This window comes from Natrarchaeobaculum aegyptiacum (assembly GCF_002156705.1).
In the GTDB taxonomy this organism is placed as follows: domain Archaea; phylum Halobacteriota; class Halobacteria; order Halobacteriales; family Natrialbaceae; genus Natrarchaeobaculum; species Natrarchaeobaculum aegyptiacum.
Map to the genome: position 1 here is coordinate 701,441 of NZ_CP019893.1, position 20,525 is coordinate 721,965.

Below are 20,525 nucleotides of genomic sequence, written 5' to 3' on the forward strand. Positions count from 1 at the left end.
CTGTATAAGTGTACCTTTCCCGGTTCAGCGATCGCCGTTTCTGGGACAGGTCTTCGTCGCAACGTGCCGTTTCCCGGTGATCGCCACGCTCGAGAGGCCGCGGGCCACGGCAGACGGACGGCGGACAGACGACCGACATTTGACGGGCGACGCCCGGTAATTCGGCACCGTCACAGTCGCTACCACACCATTCGATACAACTAACTTACCTGCCTGACATTCTTGGTATCGAATGATCGAGTGGGACGTGGCACCCCACGCCCTTCGCGTTACTGACGCCGACAACGCAGCGGTACTCGTCCGTGGGACGGAACTCACCGTCACGGCGTCAGACCAGGACGTGCCGCGTCCAGTCGACGAGACGGTCCTGGCCACCACTCGTACGCTCGAGTTTCCCCACGCCATCGTCTACGCGTTCGCCATGGGTGCCGACGACCGGTTCGAACTCGACCCCGGGAGCGACACGCTCTCGCTCCCGGCCGACGAGTACGTCGTCGACGTCGACACCGAGATCAAGATCTACCTTCGGTTCTCGAGTGCCGCGACGATCGAACGGACCGACGACTACGAATCGATCGTCGTCACGTTCCCCGAGCGGACCCGGGTCGTCGTCGGCTTTCGCAGCCGTCACGAACTCCCCGCCGACACGATCACCGTTCCCGATAGCCCTGCCGCCCTGGCGACGGCGCTATCACACCTCTCGTCGTCCCACAAGACGACCGGTCCCGACCGAACCTACCCGACGCTCCGCGGCCATCCACCCCTGCTCGAGCCCGGCGACGACCTCGAGATTCCCGAGCACCTTCGCGAAGCCACCCCGGAAACCGGCGTCGAACTCCTCGTACCGGCCGATTACCAGTCGCTGTACACCGTCGCGCCACTCGCGTACTACCTCCAGGCCAGCGTCGACGTCCTCGAGCCGGGGGCCACGATGGCGGCGACGTCGTCCGGGACACCACCGGGACCGGCGAGGGGAGCAACGGCGGCCGCCCCTCGGCTCCGAATCCCCGAGTTCGCCGTAGAAGAACCGCTCTCGACGATGCCGGACCTCGAGTTCGAGGTCACGCAGTTGCTCCGGAAGACGTTCTTCCTCGACTGTCTCGTCCGGAACGCAGGTCCTTATGGAACGCGACTGGCCGAACTGAGCCTGCTCGAGGCCCTCGAACTCGACGCCGAGGAGCTCTACGACGCTACCCCCGGCGAACGACTCGCCGCCTATCTCGAGGTGCCGTTCGCGGCGATCGAACACCGACTCCCCGACTGGCACCTCTCGACGTACGTCACCCCCGAGTACGACCGCGTCGAGGCGCTGCCGTACCTGCTCGACCGCCTGAGCCTGATCTACACGCCCCGGACGTCCAAACTCGAGGGGCGTGAACTCGTCGAACGCTCGCTCGAGGACTTCTACCGCGGACGGATCCAAAAGCCTGCAGACGCCACCTGCCGCGCGAGCACGACACCGACGGGCGACGACCGCTCGAACACCGGACAGGTTCCGTCGGTCGACGTCGTCAAACCCGAACTCAGACACGGGCGGGTCCACGGCTGGCTGGCCGCGGGCGTTCCAATCGACGTCTTCAAATCCGCGACCGAGGCCTACGCGAACCGGCTGGCCTACCTCGAGCGAGACAGCGACGCGATCTCCATCTGCGTGGTACTCAACGATCCCGAGATGGCAGGCGAGCGCCAGCGCGTCGCAGACATCTACCGGCAACGGTCCGAACAACTCCCGATGGAGGTTACCGTCGAAGAGTCACTGCGCACCGCCGACCTCGCCCGGGTCTTCGAGTCCGAACACGACTTCGTCCATTACATCGGCCACTGCGAAACTGACGGCCTGCGCTGTGCGGACGGCTATCTCTCGACGTCCAGTCTCGACCGATGTCGGGTCCAGACGTTCTTTCTCAACGCCTGTGGCTCGTTCTACGAGGGACGCGCGCTCGTCGAGAAGGGGAGCGTCGCCGGTGCGGTCACTTTTACCAAGGTGTTGAACGAGCACGCGCTCAAGGTCGGTTCGACGTTCGCCAAACTCCTCGTCCACGGCTTCAGTATCGAACGCGCGATGCGCCTCGCCCGTCGGCGAATCATGATGGGCAAAGATTACGCCGTCGTCGGTGACGGCACTCACTCGCTCACCCAGGGTGAGCACCGGGCGCCGACGACGATGATCGTCGATCCGATCGACTCCGGGGACGACGGCGTGACTCTCAACTACGACGACGCCTCACAGACTGCCCGCGACGGGTACGAGGGCCACGGCACCCACCCCCAGCGATTTCTCGTCACCTTCGACTGCTACTCGACACGGGTCACTGGCTCGTACTACTTCCCGCATACCGAAGAAAACGACTACGCGTACCTCTGTGGGCGCAAATCACACTTCACGCTCTCTCGAGGGGAACTCACGTCGTTGCTCAAAGAAACCGAAGCGTCGGTCGTCTACGACGGCGACCTCTACTGGTCGGAAGACCTCTGGTCGGAGTTCGCCCGTTAGGGTCCGCCGTAGGTACTCACACGCTTCGCTCGAGCGAGAAACTCGGGACGTCGATCCGTCGTGAGATCACCACTCGCCTGACGTCGTCCGAACGCCAGTTCGATCACCTCCGCACACAGTCGATAGTGACTATCACCCATACGATACTACAGTAACACGTTATCCATAAATAATTATCGTCAGACGTGGGCATCCGCGCCACGTTATGGCCGATCCAGTCGCACCGATCGCATGTCCACTTCGGTCCGACCAGTATCCCGCTTCACTCCACCTATCGCCCTCGCCAGATCGAATCCTCTACCGACCCGGATGCGCTCAATCGTGGTATTGTGGATCATGACACATGGTAACGTAGGGGAGTAGTGAGATCACCTGTCAGCGAAAACACCTCACGTAGTCGAGAAATTGTCCTGTGGACCCGCAAAATAGTCGGAATAACAATACGATTTGGGACAAAAATCACCGGTTCAGCCGGTAGAGGAGAAGTTATCGTGTGCGAACGGCCGCCAAAATTAAGTAGCCATGATTCGTTTACTTCTCCATAGGCATGACCTCGAATTTACTTAACCACCAGATCGATGATATACTCGAGACTGTTCTCGAGGACGAACGTGGGGACCTGTACATGGTCAACCCCTCCCGGGAAGCTATCGAGGAGTTCGTCAGCGTCGCGACCGAGTTCGACGGCTCGCTGCCGACGGTACACATGCTCGCCGACGAACGGACGCTCAAGGACGTCATGGACGACTTCATCGTCGCCTCGAACGCTGCAGACCTGATCAGCGCCGACGCCCTCGTGCTCCGAACGCTCGAGGAAGCTCCCGAGAACTCGCTGCTCGTCACCGACGAGCGCGTCGTCGCCGTCGTCCACGCCGGTGACCGCGTCGGCGGCCTCGTCACCGACGACGACGGCTTCGTCTCCGACACCTACGACACCTACGCCGCTCGCTGGGAGGACGCCACCGCGTTCAACCTCCGAACACCGCCGATCACGGACGTTCGCGAAACCCTCTCCGAAGAAATCAGCCCCGAGGCGGAAGCTGACTTCACCTCGATTCTCAACTCACTCGAGACCGCCCGCGGCGACGGTGACGGCCTCGACGAGGTCACCATCTCGCTGCTCGTGGCCGCCCGCAACGAGGCACTGCTGTACGACATCAGCAAGTGGGGCGAGGACGTCGGTATCGCCTCCAAAGCAACGTTCAGCCGGACGAAGACCAAACTCGAGGACATGGGCCTGATCGACACCGAGAAGGTCCCGATCGACGTCGGTCGCCCGCGCCTGCGCCTGAAGATCGGCGACGACCGACTGCAGGAGGCAGACAACGGCCAGCTCGCGACGGTCGCACAGTCGATTCTGAACTAGGACCACCGACCTTTTGCTCTGTGTGCGGTCGCTTTGCGACCGCACTCGGCAAAATGTCGATCAAAAGCCTTCTCCTTCCGTTCTCTCGCTCTATTGCGACGCTTCGCGTCGCATCGTCGCTCGTTCACATCAGTCGTCGGCCCGCTCGCTCAGCCGCCGGCTTCGTTCGCGGTCGGTATCGTGGACCGCCTGCCCTCCCCCGGGTCACACGCTCGCCTCGAGTCGGCGAGCGTGCTTCCGGCCGACGTGTGTTGTTTTTCTTCGGGGACAGGACGCAAACCCCAAGTTCTCACCACCCAACTCACGCGTATGTACGAGGCCGTCCACGCCGCCCCCGACGGGGAGAGTTCAGTCGCGGAGTTCGCGACGACCGCGGCCAGATACGGGTTCGACGGCGTGGTCGTGCGCAATGGCGCGGGTGCTCGAGCGGAGTACGACGCCGAGGTGATCCGCGCCGACGCTGGTGTCGACGTCGTCTCGGGCGTCGAAGTCCAGACCGACGATCCACAGCAGGCAAGCGGTGCGGTCGGGAATTACCGGACCGACGAGACCATCGTGGTCGTCGTGGGCGGGGCGAACGCGATGAACCGCTTCGCCGTCGAGAACGACAAGGTGGACGTCCTCGCCCGACCGATGGCCGGACAGGGTGACGTCAATCACGTCCTCGTGAAAGCCGCCGTCACGAACGGCGTCCGCCTCGAGTTCGACCTCGGGCCCGTGCTGCGAAGCCACGGCGGTCGGCGCGTCCGGGCGCTTCAGGGGCTTCGAAAGCTTCGGGAACTCGTCGACTATTACGACGCCCCCTACGTCGTGAGCGCGACACCGAGGTCACACCTCGAGGTTCGCGCTCCCCGGGAACTGCTGGCGCTCGGCGACGAAATCGGCCTCTCGAGGGAGTTCGTCGAAGCCGGGCTGGCCGAGTGGGGTCGCCTCGCCGAGCGAAACCGCGATATCATGTCCGAGTCGTTCCTCGAGCCGGGCGTTCGACGCGGTCGATACGAGGAGACAGACGGCGAGGGGCAACCGAACCGAGGTACCCAGCCGTGAAACACCTCCCCAAACACCTCCGGCCGCGCTGGCGCTACCTCGCGGTCGAACTCGAGACGCGACCGGGGACCGACGTCGACCGACGGTCGTTCCAGCGGGAGGTCTGGTACGCAGGACAGAACCTGCTGGGGGATCCGGGCAGTGCAGCGGCGGACCTCCGGGTGATTCGGTTCGATTTCGACGGCAAATCGGGTCAGGGCGGAGCGCTGGTCCGCGTCCGCCGCGGCGAGACGGAACCGGCTCGAGCGGCCATCGCCTGCATCGATTCGATCGACGGCGACCCCGTGGGGGTCTGGATCTGTGGAATCAGCGGGACGATCCGGGCGGCCGTCGAGTCACACCTGCCGGAACTCGAGCGGTGACGCCGCTGGAGTCAGGGACCGCTCTCGAATACCGAACGAAACGAAATGTAGACGGTGCGACCAGTGACGATCGTCAGCCGATGTACCGAAGGTCGTCGTCGGTCGGCACGTCCATCTGCTGTTGCTGTTCCATCTCCTGGATCTTGCCGATGACGTCTTCCATCTCGTCGGCACGCTCGTCGAGCGATTCGTACTCGAGGTCGATCTCGAGTTGTTCCTCGAGCACCTCGAGCACTGCACGGGCGCTCTTGGGGTCGACGAGGTAGCCGCTGGTCTCGCCCATCAGGCAGGCCGCTTCGAACCCGCGACGCTCGCCGAGGCCGAGCAAGAGCCCGGAGACGCCGACGATGCCACCGGCAGGTTCGTTCTCGCGGAACTCGACGCCTGCGCCCTCGAGCTCGTCGACGAGCGACTCGTCGCTGACAGCACCGACGACGGCGTATTCGTCGATGAGTTCACCGGTCGGAACGCCGCCGAGTGCGTAGACCTCGGTCGCGCCGAACTCCTCGGCGAGGTCGAGGAACGCGCTCGTTAGCACGTAGTGACCCTCGTTGGTCTGGGCCTGATGGTCGCCGGTCAGGAGCAACAGGTCTCGGCCGTCTGCGGTACTGACCGCGAAGAGTTCCGCACAGGTCAGTTCCGAAACACCGTTCTCGACGGTTACCTGCGGCGGAAACTCCGGGGAGTAAACCCGCCGCACGAGCGTGCTCTCGCCCTCGAGTTCCTCGAGCAGGTGGTCGACGGCGAGTTTCCCCACGTGTCCGACGCCCGGCAGCCCCTCGACGAGTACGGGGTCGTCGAGGTCGACCTCGGCGACCGTCTCGATGTCGAGTTCGTCCATACCGTATCAGCGACCGCGACCGTTAAGAGCGCGTCGGTACTCCCCGTAGGGATCACCGGGATCGAACGGAGCCGGCGCGCTGTTTTCGGTGTCGCTACCGCAGTCGGGACAGGTGTCAGAAAGGGTGTATATCGGGCGGTCGTGTCGGTCGCGCCACGCCGAACAGACCCGGATGTCGGATTTCATGTGGGGTGCTCCGGAACGAGGCCGTTACTCGTCGTCAGTCCGACGCTCGCGGTGGTAGTCGCCCTCTCCACCCTGGTCTTCGATGGCGGCGATCGCACGATCGGCGCTCGCCTCGAGCTGGTCCTCGGCGGTCTTGTAGTTGGGTGCCTGAACCTCGATGCGGTACTCGGGCGCGCCGACGTAGCTCACTTCGAGGTCGACCTCCTCGGGGACTTCGCCGTTACCCCCGGCCGCTTCGAGGGCCTCGCGGATGCCGTCGACGCCAGTCGGCGAGGGGTTCTCGAGGTCGACGTAGCCGGTGACGTTGACGTACGGGACCGAGACGTTCTCGCGGGCGGTTTCGACGATGGCCTCGAGTTCCTCGTCGCTGAGGTCGGTCGTCTGGAGTTCTTCTTCGCCGTGGATGGCCGCCTGTTTGAAGCCCTCGTAGAGGCTGCCGTGGGCGGCGATCAGTTCGTTCGCGACCGGGCCGTAGCGCTCGTCGTCCAGGTCCTCGAAGGCCAGATCCATCCAGTTGTCGGCCTTCTGCTCGTTTTTCCACTGCTGGATCTTCTCCGAGCGCTGGTGGTCGTTGACGTCTTTGAGCGAGAGGTCGATCTGCTCGTGACTCTCGTCGACCTCGAGTACCTTGCAGACGACGATCTGGCCCTCACGGACGTGGTCGCGGACGTTCTTGATCCACCCGCTTGCGACCTCCGAGATGTGGATGAGGCCGCGTTTGTCCTCGTACTCCTCGAGATCGACGAAGACGCCGAAGTCTTCGATCTCGTCGATCTTGCCGACGACGAGTTCGCCGGGGTCGGGCCAGCCGCTGTACTTCATCGTGACTCGACAGTTTCGACGATCTCGTGTTCGATCTCGGCTTTGCCACCGGTCGGGCGAGCCAGCGTCGTTCCGCAGACGGCGCAGGCGACCTCGGTGGCGGCCTTGCCGAAGACGACCTGTTCGTTCTCGCAGTCACCGCAGCGGACGGAGTAGAAGTTTCCTGCCATGGAAATCACTCCTGGAACTCGAGTCGGCCGGCGCGCCATCCCTTGCGGAGGTGGGCCTTGCCGCACTCGGTGCAGCGGTATTTGAGGTCGGTCTTCTTGGTGGGCTTTTCGCCGCTGGGGACCTTCGAGAACTTACCGGAGTTCCCGATGCTCGAGGTCTGGCGCTTGCGCTGGCGGTCGGCGACCTTCTTCATCCCCGTCGAGGCACCCGTACGGGTCTTCTCGACTTCGTGTTCGTAGTGTTCGTGGCAGTGCGGACAGTACGTATTGAACCGGCGTGGCATCTGCATGAGTAGTTCTTGACGAGGCCTAGGACAGCCCTGTTTAAAACCCGTTTGGTTCGTCGCCGCCCCGGCCATGGGTCGCCGTCCCAGCCCACCGCCCGCTCACGCTCGAGTCCGGTCGAAGCGTTTAATCCGCCATCGCCAGAAGTGGCGAGTATGAAGCGGCTCATCATCCAGGGCGATCCGGGAATCCGGAAGGGTGCCGTCATCGAGCACGAGGGGGACCGACTGGTCTGTTTCGGGATCAGCCGCAACGGCGAGTGGCACGGTCCCTCGGCGGTCCAGCTCTGGTGTACCGTCGGCGACGAGTCCGAAATCGAAGACTACGAGAAACGCAACTTCATCCCGCACTTCCTGGACGTCGACCTGGTCGACGCCGACGAGATCGACGTCGTCGAGTCTCAGGGCGAACTCGTCATCTGACCTCTCCCGGCCGTCGCTCACGGGCGCGAGGTTCGTGCGAACGATCGGCCGTTCGTCGCTCGTCCGTTCTCTTCTGTCTCGGTTCTCCGGTGACCGACCGGTCGTCTCCCTGTCGACCGATCTGGAGTCATCTAGACCGTTCGGTTTCGTTACCAGTCGTTCGTCGTCCCGGTACCCCGAGCGCCTGCTCCCTCGAGGCCGATGACGGCCCGGTAGAACTGGACGGTAAAGACCAGCAAGAATACGCCGACGATCGCGCCGAAGAGCGTCGAGACGCCGAACGCACCTGCGGCCACGCCGGGATCCGGTAGCGTGAGGTCTTCGCCGGGCATCGTCGGCGGGAAGAGCCAGAACTGCACGCCGATGTACGGGATTGCCACGAGGAACCCACCGGCGGCGACCACGAGCGCGTGGCCAAACGCCGAGAGCAGGTTCGACCGGACGACCTCGAGACTTCGCTTCAGGCCCTCGATAGCACGGGTCCCTTCGATAACGATCGCGTGGAGGAAAAACTGGACGACGAACATCACGCCGAGGTAGATCGCGAGAAAGACCAGTCCGAGCAGTGCAAGGATGGCGAGGCCAACCGCGCTGCCGTCGGTCAGAACGAACGCGAACCCGCCGGCGATCATCGCCATCGTGAACGGGATAACCAGTGCGATGACGACGCCAGTTAGCAGCAGGTACGCCCCCAGTATCGACAGATAGAACGACCGGCCGTGCGCGGCGAAGCGACCAATCGTCGGTGAGTGGCCGCTCGCGGCGTCGTTCGCGATCCCGACGAGTCCGCCCCAGAGGAACGGATAGAGAACGATCGACACGCCGAGAACCAGCCACGGCACGAGTGCGGTCACCAGCGAGTCCGGTTGCTGGTAGATCAACTGTGGTATCTGCAAGAGGGTGACGACGATTCCGTACAGGAGGACGGCCACGAAGACGATCGGATGTCCGAGGACCGTCGAGGGAGTTCGTTTCAGGGCCTGAATGACAGCCATACAATATCTCTCTGCGTCTTGGATAAATAGCTTGTCAGTAGGGCGACCGAGAGCGCTATTGTCGGTCGATCGTCCACCGGCGGCGACCTTTCAGCATGCTTTTCACCGGGTGGACCCACCGTCGAGACGAATGAGTCGGACGGTCGGCCTCGTTATCCCGGCGTTTCGCCCCGACGTCGACCTGTTACGATCGTACGTGCTGGCTCTCGAGGACCGCCTCGAGCCGGAGACGATCCTGATCGAACTCGACGAACCCTGCGGGGAGACACTGGCCGCGCTCGAGCACCTGCCTGCGACCGTCGACGTCGCCCCTGATCGCCGGGGGAAAGGCGCGGCGGTGACGGCCGGGTTCTGTGCGCTCGAGACGGAAGTGCTGGCGTTCGTCGACGCCGACGGCTCGACGGCAGTCGAGTCGGTCGCGGCAGTGGTCGATCGCGTGCGCGAACGACGGGCCGACCTCGCCGTCGGCTCCCGGCGCCACCCGGAGGCCGACGTCTACAACTCCCAGTCGACGCTCCGGGAGCGTCTGGGCGACGTCTTCGCGTGGGTCGCTCGGCGGGTACTCTCGGTTTCGGTGTGGGATTACCAGTGCGGGACGAAGGCCATCGACGCGGGTGCCTGGGCCGAGGTCGCCTCACACCTCTGTGAGTCCGGTTTCGCGTGGGACGTCGAACTCCTTGCGGTCGTGGACGCGCTGGGGTACCGCATCGAGGAGGTTCCGGTGACCTGGGCCGACGCCCCCCAGTCGACCGTCTCTTCTGTGGGTACCACACTCGAGCTGGCCGGCGGGCTGCTCGAGGCCCACCACCGGGCTGGTCGACTCCGCGGCGATCCGGTACACGAATCGATCGGTCGCGTCGTTCCCGAGGCAGCGCCCGTCCTCGAGACGCTCGCGGCCGAATCACACCGGCGGTTCGTCTCCGACGATGAGTGAGTCACTTCGGAAGGCGATTCGCCGGCTCCTGGGGGCGCTGTACGCACCTACGAGGATCAGCCAGTTCGCGGGCGTGGGATTCGTCGGCGCTGGCGTCGACGTCGTATCGCTCTTCTTGCTCGTCGAGTTGACGATTCTCGGGCCGGTGCTGGCGAAGGTGATCTCGTGGGAGCTGTCGATCATCGTCATCTTCGTGATCAACGAATACTGGACGTTCGCCCGGTACGGTCCAATGGGGCCGCGGGCGCTCGGTCGCCGCTTCGTCAGGTCGAACCTGGTCCGGTTCGGTGGGTTTCTCGTGACCCTCGGTGTCCTCGCGGGGTTGCACTACGGCGTCGGGATGTGGTACGTACTCGCAAACGTGGTCGGCATCGGCGCTGGCTTCTTCGTCAACTACGCCTTCGAGAGCCTCTATACGTGGAAGGTACACCGCAGCTAGGGTGAAACCCGCATACGGTGGCCGAATCACAACCCTTAATTAGTACACTCGGTTAGGAAGAGGTAGCGGGATGGGATAGCCAGGAGATTCCGGCGGGCTCATAACCCGCAGATCGGTAGTTCAAATCTACCTCCCGCTATGTTTTGGCGCGAACAAATCCGTGAGCGCCATCCATAGCATGGTGGTGGATTTGAATCAGGGAGCAGCTTCGCTGCGACCGTGGTTCAAATCTACCTCCCGCTATCGTTTTGCTGCGAACAACACGTGAGCAGCAAATGGAGCCGAGTAGATTTGAAGTAAGCCACGAGCGACCGCGGGGAGCGAAGTGGACGTAGTTCAAATCTACCTCCCACCTCGAGGCTGCCACCGATATCGAGCCCTCCTTTGCCTCGAGAGTCACCCTCTCGACTGTAGAACGACTTCGAGCTTTGGCCACGAAACAACGCAGAACGGGAAACAGACACGTCTCGAGCGTCGGTAACCCTCACTCGAGGTCCGGCGACAGTCCAGAGAACGCGACCGCTGTACAGCAACGGCTCACGCGACGATCTCGAGGGTCGTCCGATCGACGAGTCCGCGCGCGTCGGCGTCGGGGCGGTCGATGCGGGCCTCGAGGGTGTGGCGGCCCGGATCGGCGGCGTCCCACTCGTGGTCGCTCACGCGAACGCGCTGGGGCCAGCGCCGGCGGAATCGCTTGCGCTCGCCGCGAGCGAACGAGATGACGCCCGTCCGGTCGGAAGCGGGTCGAGCGACGGCGGATCCCTCGGGGTGGCCGTCGACCGACCAGTGCCAGCCGACGGGACTCTCCGTCCGGAGACGGACCGGGATTGGCAGGCGGTTCTCGAGCGTAACTGTGAGCGTCACCGACTCGCCGGTTCGATAGCAGTCGCGGTCGGTCTCGATGGTCACGGTGATCGCCCGGGTGCGCAGTCGTTCCGGGAGGAACGCGTGGCTCAGCGCTCCGAAGTCGACGGTCCGTGACCGGTCGGGGCGCTCGCGCTCGCGGGAGCGTTCTTGCCGATCGACTGGATCGGCTCCCGTGGACGGAGACGGCACGTACCGAGGGCTCGAGTCGGCTCTCCAAAAGCGTATCGAGCGTGCCTCTGTGTGACTACTCGTCGCGGCTCTCCTCGAACCGGCGACAGGCGATCTCGTGGCCGTCGGCGACGGGCCGGAACGCGGGTGAGCACGACTCGCAGGGCGTCTCGAAGGCGTCTTCGAGCGTCGACCGAGCGCTGGAAACGTCTCCGGCGACGACTGCCTCGAGCGCCGCTTCGAGTCGCCTCTCGGCGGCTGGATCCGAGAGCGAGTCGGGGAGGCCGATTGCATCCCGGATCGCGGTGGTCGTGAGTTCCGGTCCGGACTCGAGGGAACTGACGCCGAGGGCTTCTCGAATCGTCGCCGGAGTCGGACCGCGGATCGCTCCGGACTCGACGCGATCGAGTCGAGTCCGCAGTGTCATCACGGGTCGAAATTCGGCGGGTTCGAGGTCGAACGGGTCGGGCGGGACGAGCCGATGACAGCGGGTGTGGAACCGACAGCCCGTCGGCGGGTCGATGGGGGAGGGGACGTCGCCCTCGAGGACGATTCGTCTGCCCTCCCAGAGCGGGTCGGGTTCGGGGATAGCCGAGACCAGCGCCTCGGTGTAGGGGTGGAGGGTTGGCTGGTCGCCGCGTTCGTCTTCGGTCCCGTGCTCGGGCTCGAGCAGGTCGTCGAAGAGGTCGGCGGGCGTGCCGCGTTCGACGACGCGCCCGAGGTACATGACGGCGATTCGGTCGGCGACGTGGTCGACGACCGAGAGGTCGTGACTGACGAACAGCGTCGTGAGCTCGAGTCGGTCCCGGAGGTCGGCGAGCAGGTTGAGGATGCGGGCCTGCTCGCCGGCGTCGAGCGACGAGACGGGTTCGTCGCAGACGAGCACCGAGGGTTCGACGGCGAGTGCGCGGGCGATGGCGATCCGCTGGCGCTGCCCGCCCGAGCACTCGTGGGGGTACCGGTTCGCGTCGGTGGCCGAGAGGCCGACGAGTTCGAGCAGTTCGGCGACGCGTTCGTCGCGTCGGGCCGGGGGGACGACGTCGTGGACGGCGAGCGGTTCGGCCACGGCGTCGCCGACGGGGAGGCGCGGATCGAGGCTGGCTCCCGGGTTCTGGAAGAGGTACTGGACGTCGGTCCGGAACGTCTGGCGGTCCTCACCTGAGAGCGACTCGAGAGTTCTCCCGCGGTAGGTAACCGTTCCGCCCGTGGTTTCTTCCAGCCCGACCAGTGCCTGCGCGAGCGTGCTCTTGCCACAGCCACTCTCGCCGACGAGGCCGAGGGTTTCGCCGGCCTCGAGCGCGAGGTCGACGCCGTCGACGGCCCGGACGGTGTCGCCGCGACGGGCCAGTCGTTCGAGGAGGCCGTCGCTCGTGGTGTAGTGGACCTCGAGGTCGCGTGCGGCGAGGACGGGGGCGCTCACGTCCGGTCGCCTCCGCTGGTCGACGGTGGGTCGCTGGCGTCTACTGGCCGGTCGTATCGGTCGGATTCGTCGTCGAGCACCCGAACCTCGTACTCGAGGTCGCCCTCGAGGTCGCCGGTGTAAGCGTGGCAGGCCGCCCGATGAGCAGGCTGGCGGTCACCGCCCGGGCCTCCGCTCGAGTCGTCGCCGTCGACGGACTCGAGTGTCGGCTCTCGAGTCCGGCAGATCGCCTCGGCGTACGGACACCGCGGGTGAAACCGGCAGCCGGTGGGCCGGTCGACGAGGTCGGGTATCGAGCCGGGAAGCTGGGGGAGCCGGTCGCGGTCGTCGCCCAGGCGCGGGATCGAGGCCAGCAGGCCTGCAGTGTAGGGGTGACTCGGCTCGTAGAACAGCGATTCGACGGGGGCGCACTCGACGGCAGCTCCGGCGTAGAGGACGACTACGCGATCGCAGCACTCGGCGACGACCCCCAGGTCGTGGGTGACCAGCTGGATCGCCAGTCCGTCCTCGCTGGCGAGTTCCGCGAGCAACTCGAGGAGCTGGGCCTGGACGGTGACGTCGATGCCGGTGGTGGGCTCGTCGCAGATCAGGAGGTCGGGGTCGCCGGCAAGCGCCATCGCGATGGCGGCCCGCTGGAGCATCCCGCCGGAGAACTCGTGGGGGTAATCGGTGTACCGGCTGGCGGGTGCGGCGACGTCGACGCGAGCGAGGAGGTCGATCGCTCGCTCTCGCGCCTCCCGCCGTGAGACGTCCTCGTGTGCGCGGACTCCCTCGGCGATCTGCTCGCCGACGGTGTAAACGGGGTTGAACGCCGACTGGGAGTCCTGAAACACCATCGCGACGCGGTTGCCCCGGAGCCTGCGAAGCTCGGCCGGCGAGCACTCGAGGACGTCCTGCCCGTCGAACCTGATGGAGCCGTCGACGATCTCGCCGTCCTCGAGCAGCCGGAGGAGCGCGAGGCTCGTGACGGTCTTGCCGGCACCGCTCTCGCCGACGATACCGAGGGTTTCCCCGCGCTCGATCTCGTAGCTCAGGCCATCGACGGCGCGGAGGACGCCCCGGTCGGTGTAGAACTGGACGGTCAGGTCCTCGACGGAGAGCAGCGCCATCAGCGACCCCTCCGTTCGCGTTCGAAGCTGTCGGTTCGAGGGTCGAGTGCGTCGTTCAGGCCGTCGCCGAGGAGGGTGATCGCGAGGATGAGCGTGAAGAGCGCGAGGCCGGGGAAGACGGTGACGTGCCAGTGACCCTGGAGCAGCGCGTGGTAGCCGTCGGCGAGCATCGTCCCCCACTCGGCACTGCCCGGCGGGAGGCCGAGTCCGAGGAAGCCGAGGGCAGCGGCCGCGAGGACGACGGTCCCGACGTTCAGGGTGGCCTGGACGACGACAGGTGCGAGCGCGCCGGGGAGGACGTGTTTCCAGATGATCGTCCGGGTCGGGGTTCCGAGCGCCCTCGAGGCCGTGACGTACGTCGATTCGCGGATCGAGAGGACCTCTCCGCGAACGAGGCGGGCGTAAGAGAGCCAGCCGGTCAGGACGAGCGCGAGGACGACGTTCCAGACGCCCTGGCCGAGTACCGCGACGATCGCGATCGCGAGGACGAGAAACGGGAACGCGAAGAGGGTGTCGACGACGCGCATGAACAGGTCGTCGACCCGGCCGCCGACGTACCCCGAGATCGTTCCGAGCGGGATGCCGATCGCGCAGGCGAGTGCGACTGCCAGCCCGCCGATCGCGAGGCTGTAGCGTCCGCCGACGAGCACGCGCGAGAAGACGTCCCGGCCGGCCCAGTCGGTGCCGAACGGGTGGGCCAGCGACGGTCCGGCGTTCGTCGGGCCGACGTACATCGCCGTCGGCTCGTAGGGAGCCAGCCCGATCGGCTGCAGTGCGATCCGGTAGCCGACGGCCGTCACCTCGAGCGGGCGGGCGAAGACGGCGGCCAGCGTCAGGGCGAAGAGGAGTGAACCGCCGACGATGGCCGATCGGTTCCGGCTGAGTCGCTCGAGGACGTCGTCCCGGCGGGAGCGGCGGTGGAGGCCGGTCGACCCGTGGTCGCGGCCCGGTCGGAGCGGGTCGTGTACGGGTCCGGTGCGTTCGGCGGCAACGCGGTCGACGTGGTCGGCGTTCACCCGACCACCCTGCTCGGCTCGACTCGAGCCGGATTCCTGGACGGACGTCGCGGTGGCAGCCTCCGTTTCCGAGGCGTCGAAGCCCTCGATCCGGAGGCGGCCACGTCGACGTGTCGGGCTGGGGTCGGTCATGGATCGATCACCGGTCGTATCGCACCCGCGGGTCCAGCACGGCGTAGGCGACGTCGACGAGCAGATTCGCGACGACGACTGAGACGCCGATCAGCAGGACGACGGCCTGAACGACCGGGACGTCCCGCTGATCGATCGCCTCGACGACGAGCTGGCCCATCCCTGGCCAGGAGAACACCTGTTCGACGACGACGGCGCCGTCGACGAGCAGCGCGATCTGGAGGCCGGCGAAAGTGACGACCGCGGCGAGCGAGTTGCGAAGGACGTGCTTGCCGATCACGGTTCGCTCCCGTAGTCCCTTGGCTCGAGCGGTTCGTACGTACTCGGCCTCGAGTTCTCGACACATCGAGGCCCGGAGGAGTCTGGCGACGATTGCAGCCGAGGCGACCGAGAGGGTGATCGTCGGCAGGACCATGAATCGGAGCATCTCGAGAGAAAACAAGGGAGCCTCCGGTGGCGTCACCCGGAACCAGCCGAGCTGGACGGCGAAGACGAACAGCAGGACGAGCCCGAGCCAGAAGTTTGGCGTCGCGATGGCCGCGAGGGCGGCGAGTCGGCTCGCCTCGTCTGCGGGCCGGTCGCGCCTGACGGCCGCGAGGATGCCGACCGGGATGCCGACCGCGAGCGAGACGGCCCACGCCGCGAAACCGAGTGCCAGCGTCGCCGGGAGGCGCTGGGCGACGGTCGCTTCCACGTCGCGACCGGTGACCGGCGACTCGCCGAACTCGAGCGTGAGCGCGTCGGCGAGCCACTGCAGGTACTGCTGCCAGATGGGCTGGTTCAGTCCGTACTTGGCCTCGAGGTCGGCTCTGGTGGCCGGGTCGACGGACTCGTAGCCGACGAGCACGTCGACGACGTCGCCCGGCACGAGGTGAAGCAGCGAGAACGTGATCGCGGTCACACCGAACAGTACCGGGACCGCGTACAGCGTTCGTCTGATCACGTACTTTCCGAGCGACATCGGGCCTGTGGAAGAATCGTCTCAGTCGTAGTACTCCTCGCGGATATAGGCTTCGAACGAGGGGTCGGTGTACTCCTCGAGCAGTGGCGGGATCGGCACGTAACCGGGCTCGCCACGGCCGGCGTAGACGTCCTCGACGATGCGTTCGCGCGGGAGCAACTGGTCGATTCCCCGGCGAACGTCGGTCCGGTCGAACGGTTCGAGGTACGTCGGGTAGATGAGGAAGTCGAACTCGCCCGCCATCGTCTGGGACACGCCGTACTCCTCGTCGCTCTCGAACCCGTCGAGGCTTCCGGATGGAATCGCAGTGGAAACGTCGAGTTCGCCGCTCTCGAGGGCGGCCTGTCTGGCCGGTCCGGACGTGAGGATCCGGATCCGGATTCGCTCGACCGGCGGGGTCTCCGGGACCGCGTCGGTGCCGTCGAACCAGTGGTCGTCGAACCGCTCGAGCCGCCAGTCCTCACCCGGTGTTCGGCCAGCGAACTCGTAGGGACCGGTACCGACGGGCGTCTCGGAGAGGTCGAGGTCGTCGTCGGTGGCCAGTGGGACGATCGGCAGGCCGATCGTGGTCTCGAGAGGGCCGTAGGGCTGTACGAGCGTAAGCTCGAGTTCGTGATCGCCGAGGACGTCGACGCCATCGTACCAGTCGAAGACGTCCGCCTCGCGGGGGGTCCCCTCGTAGCGGTCGAACGAGAACTGGACGTGGTCGGCGGTGAACTCCTCGCCGTTGTGAAACGTGACGTCCTCCCGGAGGTCGAACCGGTAGGTCGTCTCGTCGAGTTGCTCCCAGTCGGTGGCGAGTCGGGGCCGTGGCGTTCCCTCGAAGTCGACGCCGAGGAGTCCCTCGTAGACGAGACTCGTCGCCATGTTCGAGGTGGTGTCGTGCATCACGACCGGGTCCGGATTGGAGATGCTCGAAATCGCGTCGACGACGAGTTCCTCACCGTCGCTACGTTCGACGTAACTGTCGGCGTGGGGGGCGTAAACCGGGTCGTATTCGATGCCGGGAAACGGCGCTTGCTGCCAGCCATCGACCCGGTCTCGTCGATAGACGGTGGTCTCCTCGCCGTACCGGAGAATCGAGACGGGAGACTCGGCGATCAGTCGCTCCTGGAGTTCCTGATAGAGTTCGCGTCGCTGGTCGACGTCGGCGATGGCTCGGCCGGCGTCGAGGAGGCCGTCGACCGTGTCGTCGGCGAAGTGGTTCACGTTGAGCCCGTTGGGCGCGTGATTGTCGGAGTGAAAGAGCATATCGACGAAATCGTCGGGGTCCCAGCCCCCGCTCAAGTTGAGCGTCACGAGCGCGTTCTCCTCGCGGTCGGCCATGTTGAGAAAGAGTTCCTCGTACTGGCCCCACTCGAGCTGTCGAAACTCGACCTCGAAGAGGCCGGTCTCGTTCAACGTGTGCTGGACGAGCTGGGCCCACCGTCCCCGCTCGTCGTTTCCCTCGTTGGCGTAGATGGTCGTCTCGACCGGTGGCTCGAGTCCCGCCTTCTCGAGGCCGTCCCGAATACGCGCTGCAGCGGCCGAATCCACGGTGACGCCGCCCGATTCGGGCGTCACACAGCCCGCACCCCCGATCATCGCCATCGCACCGACGCCGCCGAGGAACGCCCGTCGACTCCCGGCAGTTGCCCGCCCCTCCGAGGAATCCATGATTGAGGGATTTCGACCCCGGGTGTATATATCCTCCTTGCTCGCCGCGAGTCTCTCGAGTCGGCCGCACGCTCGAGACACGTTCCATTCCCGTCTCGGATGGGCTGCTCCCGTCTCAGTCGTCGCCGTTCTCGTCGACGATCACGACTTCACCGTCGACGACGTCGACGTTGATCAGCGTCTTCACGTCGTAGCCGGCGTCGTCGACCTTGTTCTCGCCGCCGACTTTCTTGATGACCGCGACCGTGTCGACGACCTCCGCGCCGATTTCGTCGAGCGCCTCGAGCACCGACGCGAGCGTGCCGCCCGTCGAGAGCACGTCGTCGATGACGAGGACGCGCTCGCCTTCGCGCACGTCGTTGATGTACATCTCGTTCTCGGAGTAGCCAGTCTGCTGGGAGATCGAGACCTCGCCCTCGAGGCCGTACTCGCGCTTGCGGATCACGGACAGCGGGATGTCGGTCATCAGCGAGACGGCAGTCGAGATGTGGATGCCCATCGCTGCAGGTGTGACGATCCGGTCGACCTCTTCGAGTTCGGCCTTGCGGATGATCTTGATGACGATCTCGCGGAGCAAGCCGGGGTCGAGTTTGGGAATCCCGTCGCTGATCGGGTGGACGAAGTAATGGTAGCCGTCTTTCTCGACGATCGGCGCCTCGAGAAGGGACGTCCGTAACTGATCCATGTCGCAGGTGGGGCGGTGGCCAAGTAAAAAGTGACGATCCGCCGTATCGCGCGTGCGAACGTCTGTCGGTTGCGATGTCCACGTGTGACAGAGACGTCGGTTGCGATGGTGGCGAACGACAGGGGGTTGCGACGTCGACGTGTGACTGGGTGATGATGGAGTGCGAACGGTCCTAGACCGCCGGGCCGGGATCGTGGACGTAATAGCGGTTGAACTCGCCGTTGGACTGGATGCGATCGACGTTGGGCTGGCCTTCGACGCCCTCGAAGTCGCCAGCGGAGTACCGCAGGCCGCGGTAAGCGATCTCCTCACGTTCGACGTCCATCTCCGTCAGGACGAGGTACCGGTCCTCGCCGTACTCACCGGCGACGTCACTTCTGAGGACGTCCGCGGGGACGTCGAAGTGTCTCCAGCTACGGTCTTCGTTCGCGTTGACGGCGTCGTCGAAGCGGTTCGGACCGTCTCGCAGGCCGAGGTAGTCCACCTCGTCGTTTCCGGTGGCGAACGCCGTCTCGTACCCGCTCATCGTCGTGTCGCTGACGTGTGGCGACTCGGTGTAGGTGTACGGTGACGGGAAGATCGCGACCAGCGAGAGCACCAGTAAGACCCCGAGGACGACGGCGAAGACGGGGTGGCTCGAGACCGTCGTCGGAACGGTGACGCTGGATCGAGTACTCTCGCGTCGGTTCTTGCCTCTCGCCGAGTCGGTCGCGGAGTCGTCCGTAAGTCGGACTGCGACGGCGTAGATGGCCAGAGCACCGAGTAACGTAACGAACACCATCATCAGGCCGAACACGCGGAAGTACATGCTCGAGCCGGGGGCGAAGAAGTACGCGAAAAAGAGGGGGACGAGAGCGACCACGGCGGCGGTGAAGTACCACGATTCGGGGCGGATCGACGCCAGGCGGCCGGTACATCGTCCGAGGACGACCGCCAGTCCGAGGACGGCTGCGAGGACGGAGAAGACGAATTGCGGGGTGAATAGCCGGAAGAACAGCTCGAGCAGGCTGCCGCCGACGGCGGTGAGCGAGTCGGCCTGCGTCTGTGCCGAGCCGCCGAAGATACCACCGGCGCCGGTGAGGAAGTCGACGATCGAAGAGGCGAAGTGGACGATCGTCCCGCTGAAGAAGCCGTGATTCGAACTCCAGACGAGAAAGAGGCCGAGCAGGAACAGCGCCTGTCCGTACATCGGCGTCTGGCTGGCGATCGGGCCGTCGCGTGCGAGCCGGCGTGCGAGGTACTGGACGCCACAGACGGCGAAGACGACGACGATGAAGTGTGCGAGAAACTGCGGGTGGTAGACGACGGCAGCGATAGCGGCGACGGCGAAGGCGACTCCGACCGCGGTGAACGCCGCTCGCTCGCGATCGGTCCGGAGATACGCGACGAACAGGTAACACAGCAGCGCCGAGTAGAGCACCGCCTGTGACATCGCGTGCGCCGAGAGGTACATCGAGATCGTCGTGATCGGCAGCAACAGGAACGCCGCGAACGCGCCCACGACGACCGCGAATCGACGCTCGGTGATCGTCCAGAGGGTCAGCGGCACGAAGACGAAGAAGACGATCGCCGTGAGCACGACCACGAGAAACATCGCCCGTTCGACCGGGATCTCGAGGCCGCTGGCGAGCATCGTCGTCGTCGTGTGGATGCCGGGATAAAACAGGTCGAACGGATTGATCGATCCCTGGGTGATGCCGCGGGCCCACCCGAGGTGGGTGAGGGCGTCGTGCTGGCCCATGTAGCGGTAGCCCCGAACGATGGGCATGGTAATGACGGTGACCACGGTGAGCCCGGCGAGGGCGACGCCGCCCGAACGGGTCACGTCGTTCCCCGACGGGACAAACGCGACGCCAGCGGCAATTGCGAGCGCGAGGAGGAGCCCCGCCCAGACCCCAAGTGGCGTGTTCGTGTACAGCGACAGTTCGTATCCGGTCGCAGGCGACCCTCGAGCGAGGAAGACGCTGCCGGCGAGTGTGAGGAAGCCGATCGAGAGCGCCAGCGTCCGGACAGGGTCACGGGCTGGTGACTGTGTGGACATTCGAACTACTGGCTCGAAGACCGAACGCGGCCCTTGTTATGGCCTCGCTGGCGGCTGGAAGTCACTGGCTACCGGTCGAACGGGCTGAGAGAACAGGTGGGAACGCG

The 20,525-nt window shown here is 65.4% G+C and carries 21 protein-coding genes, 1 tRNA gene and 1 pseudogene; 8 read left to right on the forward strand and 15 right to left on the reverse strand.

Going from position 1 to position 20,525, the window contains the following annotated elements; translation table 11 throughout:
• Positions 1 to 232: 232 nt before the first annotated feature.
• On the forward strand, positions 233 to 2,494 hold the full coding sequence (locus B1756_RS03540; protein WP_086887303.1) for a hypothetical protein: 2,262 nt from the start codon (positions 233 to 235) through the stop codon (positions 2,492 to 2,494).
• Here B1756_RS03540 and B1756_RS19310 read toward each other — a convergent pair.
• Entirely contained in the window at positions 2,491 to 2,634 is a 144-nt protein-coding gene (locus B1756_RS19310; RefSeq protein WP_161493139.1) for a hypothetical protein, read from the reverse strand. The genes B1756_RS03540 and B1756_RS19310 overlap by 4 nt on opposite strands.
• 407 nt (positions 2,635 to 3,041) lie before the next feature.
• Here B1756_RS19310 and tbsP point away from each other — a divergent pair, with 407 nt between their 5' ends.
• The 3 genes and pseudogenes from tbsP to B1756_RS03555 form a co-directional block, all read left to right on the forward strand.
• Entirely contained in the window at positions 3,042 to 3,860 is an 819-nt protein-coding gene (tbsP, locus tag B1756_RS03545) for a transcriptional regulator TbsP (RefSeq protein ID WP_086887304.1), read from the forward strand.
• 309 nt (positions 3,861 to 4,169) lie between these two features.
• Positions 4,170 to 4,907, forward strand: coding sequence for an RNase P subunit p30 family protein (locus B1756_RS03550; RefSeq protein WP_086887305.1), 738 nt, complete (start codon positions 4,170 to 4,172; stop codon positions 4,905 to 4,907).
• A pseudogene (locus B1756_RS03555) lies at positions 4,904 to 5,251 on the forward strand (Rpp14/Pop5 family protein); the annotation flags it as partial. The gene B1756_RS03550 and the pseudogene B1756_RS03555, both read left to right, overlap by 4 nt.
• Before the next feature lie 91 nt (positions 5,252 to 5,342).
• Here the strand turns inward: B1756_RS03555 and B1756_RS03560 are convergent.
• From B1756_RS03560 to B1756_RS03580, 5 genes are read right to left on the reverse strand one after another with little or no spacing between them, the layout of a single operon-like run.
• Positions 5,343 to 6,110 carry a proteasome assembly chaperone family protein gene (locus tag B1756_RS03560; protein ID WP_086887307.1) on the reverse strand — a complete coding sequence of 256 codons (768 nt, stop codon included), beginning with the start codon at positions 6,108 to 6,110 and terminating at the stop codon, positions 5,343 to 5,345.
• A 6-nt stretch (positions 6,111 to 6,116) separates the two neighbouring features.
• A complete protein-coding gene (locus tag B1756_RS03565; RefSeq protein WP_086887308.1) occupies positions 6,117 to 6,296 on the reverse strand; it encodes an RNA-protein complex protein Nop10 in 180 nt (59 codons plus the stop codon).
• A 24-nt stretch (positions 6,297 to 6,320) separates the two neighbouring features.
• Positions 6,321 to 7,118, reverse strand: coding sequence for a translation initiation factor IF-2 subunit alpha (locus B1756_RS03570; protein ID WP_086887309.1), 798 nt, complete (start codon positions 7,116 to 7,118; stop codon positions 6,321 to 6,323).
• The gene (locus B1756_RS03575; protein ID WP_086887310.1) at positions 7,115 to 7,288 is read right to left on the reverse strand and encodes a 30S ribosomal protein S27e; all 174 of its coding nucleotides are present in this window, start codon (positions 7,286 to 7,288) and stop codon (positions 7,115 to 7,117) included. The genes B1756_RS03570 and B1756_RS03575 overlap by 4 nt, the downstream gene beginning before the upstream one ends.
• Positions 7,289 to 7,293: 5 nt before the next feature.
• On the reverse strand, positions 7,294 to 7,578 hold the full coding sequence (locus tag B1756_RS03580; protein ID WP_086887311.1) for a 50S ribosomal protein L44e: 285 nt from the start codon (positions 7,576 to 7,578) through the stop codon (positions 7,294 to 7,296).
• Between the two features lie 150 nt (positions 7,579 to 7,728).
• On the opposite strand from B1756_RS03580, the gene B1756_RS03585 reads away from it, so the two are divergent.
• Entirely contained in the window at positions 7,729 to 7,995 is a 267-nt protein-coding gene (locus tag B1756_RS03585; protein WP_086887312.1) for an HAH_0734 family protein, read from the forward strand.
• Positions 7,996 to 8,144: 149 nt separating this feature from the next.
• On the opposite strand, the gene B1756_RS03590 is transcribed toward B1756_RS03585, so the two are convergent.
• On the reverse strand, positions 8,145 to 8,990 hold the full coding sequence (locus tag B1756_RS03590; protein ID WP_086887313.1) for a DUF7847 domain-containing protein: 846 nt from the start codon (positions 8,988 to 8,990) through the stop codon (positions 8,145 to 8,147).
• A gap of 130 nt (positions 8,991 to 9,120) precedes the next feature.
• Between B1756_RS03590 and B1756_RS03595 the strand changes: the two genes are divergently transcribed.
• From B1756_RS03595 to B1756_RS03605, 3 genes are all read left to right on the forward strand, one after another.
• The gene (locus tag B1756_RS03595) at positions 9,121 to 9,924 is read left to right on the forward strand and encodes a glycosyltransferase (RefSeq protein ID WP_086887314.1); all 804 of its coding nucleotides are present in this window, start codon (positions 9,121 to 9,123) and stop codon (positions 9,922 to 9,924) included.
• A complete protein-coding gene (locus tag B1756_RS03600; protein WP_086887315.1) occupies positions 9,917 to 10,363 on the forward strand; it encodes a GtrA family protein in 447 nt (148 codons plus the stop codon). The genes B1756_RS03595 and B1756_RS03600 overlap by 8 nt, the downstream gene beginning before the upstream one ends.
• A 64-nt stretch (positions 10,364 to 10,427) precedes the next feature.
• Positions 10,428 to 10,502: transfer RNA gene (locus tag B1756_RS03605), tRNA-Met, on the forward strand.
• A 398-nt stretch (positions 10,503 to 10,900) separates the two neighbouring features.
• Here the strand turns inward: B1756_RS03605 and B1756_RS03610 are convergent.
• The 8 genes from B1756_RS03610 to B1756_RS03645 form a co-directional block, all read right to left on the reverse strand.
• Positions 10,901 to 11,419 (reverse strand): DUF7974 family protein, encoded by a 519-nt coding sequence (locus B1756_RS03610; RefSeq protein WP_120649690.1) that lies wholly within the window; start codon positions 11,417 to 11,419, stop codon positions 10,901 to 10,903.
• Between the two features lie 55 nt (positions 11,420 to 11,474).
• On the reverse strand, positions 11,475 to 12,818 hold the full coding sequence (locus tag B1756_RS03615) for an ABC transporter ATP-binding protein (protein WP_086887316.1): 1,344 nt from the start codon (positions 12,816 to 12,818) through the stop codon (positions 11,475 to 11,477).
• Positions 12,815 to 13,927 (reverse strand): ABC transporter ATP-binding protein, encoded by a 1,113-nt coding sequence (locus B1756_RS03620; protein ID WP_086887317.1) that lies wholly within the window; start codon positions 13,925 to 13,927, stop codon positions 12,815 to 12,817. The genes B1756_RS03615 and B1756_RS03620 overlap by 4 nt, the downstream gene beginning before the upstream one ends.
• On the reverse strand, positions 13,927 to 15,075 hold the full coding sequence (locus B1756_RS03625) for an ABC transporter permease (protein WP_086887318.1): 1,149 nt from the start codon (positions 15,073 to 15,075) through the stop codon (positions 13,927 to 13,929). The genes B1756_RS03620 and B1756_RS03625 overlap by 1 nt, the downstream gene beginning before the upstream one ends.
• Positions 15,076 to 15,082: 7 nt before the next feature.
• Positions 15,083 to 16,036: an ABC transporter permease gene (locus B1756_RS03630; protein ID WP_086887319.1), complete on the reverse strand. Its 954-nt coding sequence runs from the start codon at positions 16,034 to 16,036 to the stop codon at positions 15,083 to 15,085.
• 21 nt (positions 16,037 to 16,057) lie between these two features.
• Positions 16,058 to 17,692, reverse strand: a complete 1,635-nt coding sequence (locus B1756_RS03635) for an ABC transporter substrate-binding protein (protein WP_086887320.1) — start codon at positions 17,690 to 17,692, stop codon at positions 16,058 to 16,060.
• 115 nt (positions 17,693 to 17,807) lie between these two features.
• Positions 17,808 to 18,377 (reverse strand): hypoxanthine/guanine phosphoribosyltransferase, encoded by a 570-nt coding sequence (gene hpt, locus B1756_RS03640; RefSeq protein WP_086887321.1) that lies wholly within the window; start codon positions 18,375 to 18,377, stop codon positions 17,808 to 17,810.
• Between the two features lie 172 nt (positions 18,378 to 18,549).
• Positions 18,550 to 20,418, reverse strand: a complete 1,869-nt coding sequence (locus tag B1756_RS03645; protein WP_086887322.1) for a hypothetical protein — start codon at positions 20,416 to 20,418, stop codon at positions 18,550 to 18,552.
• Between the last annotated feature and the right edge of the window lie 107 nt (positions 20,419 to 20,525).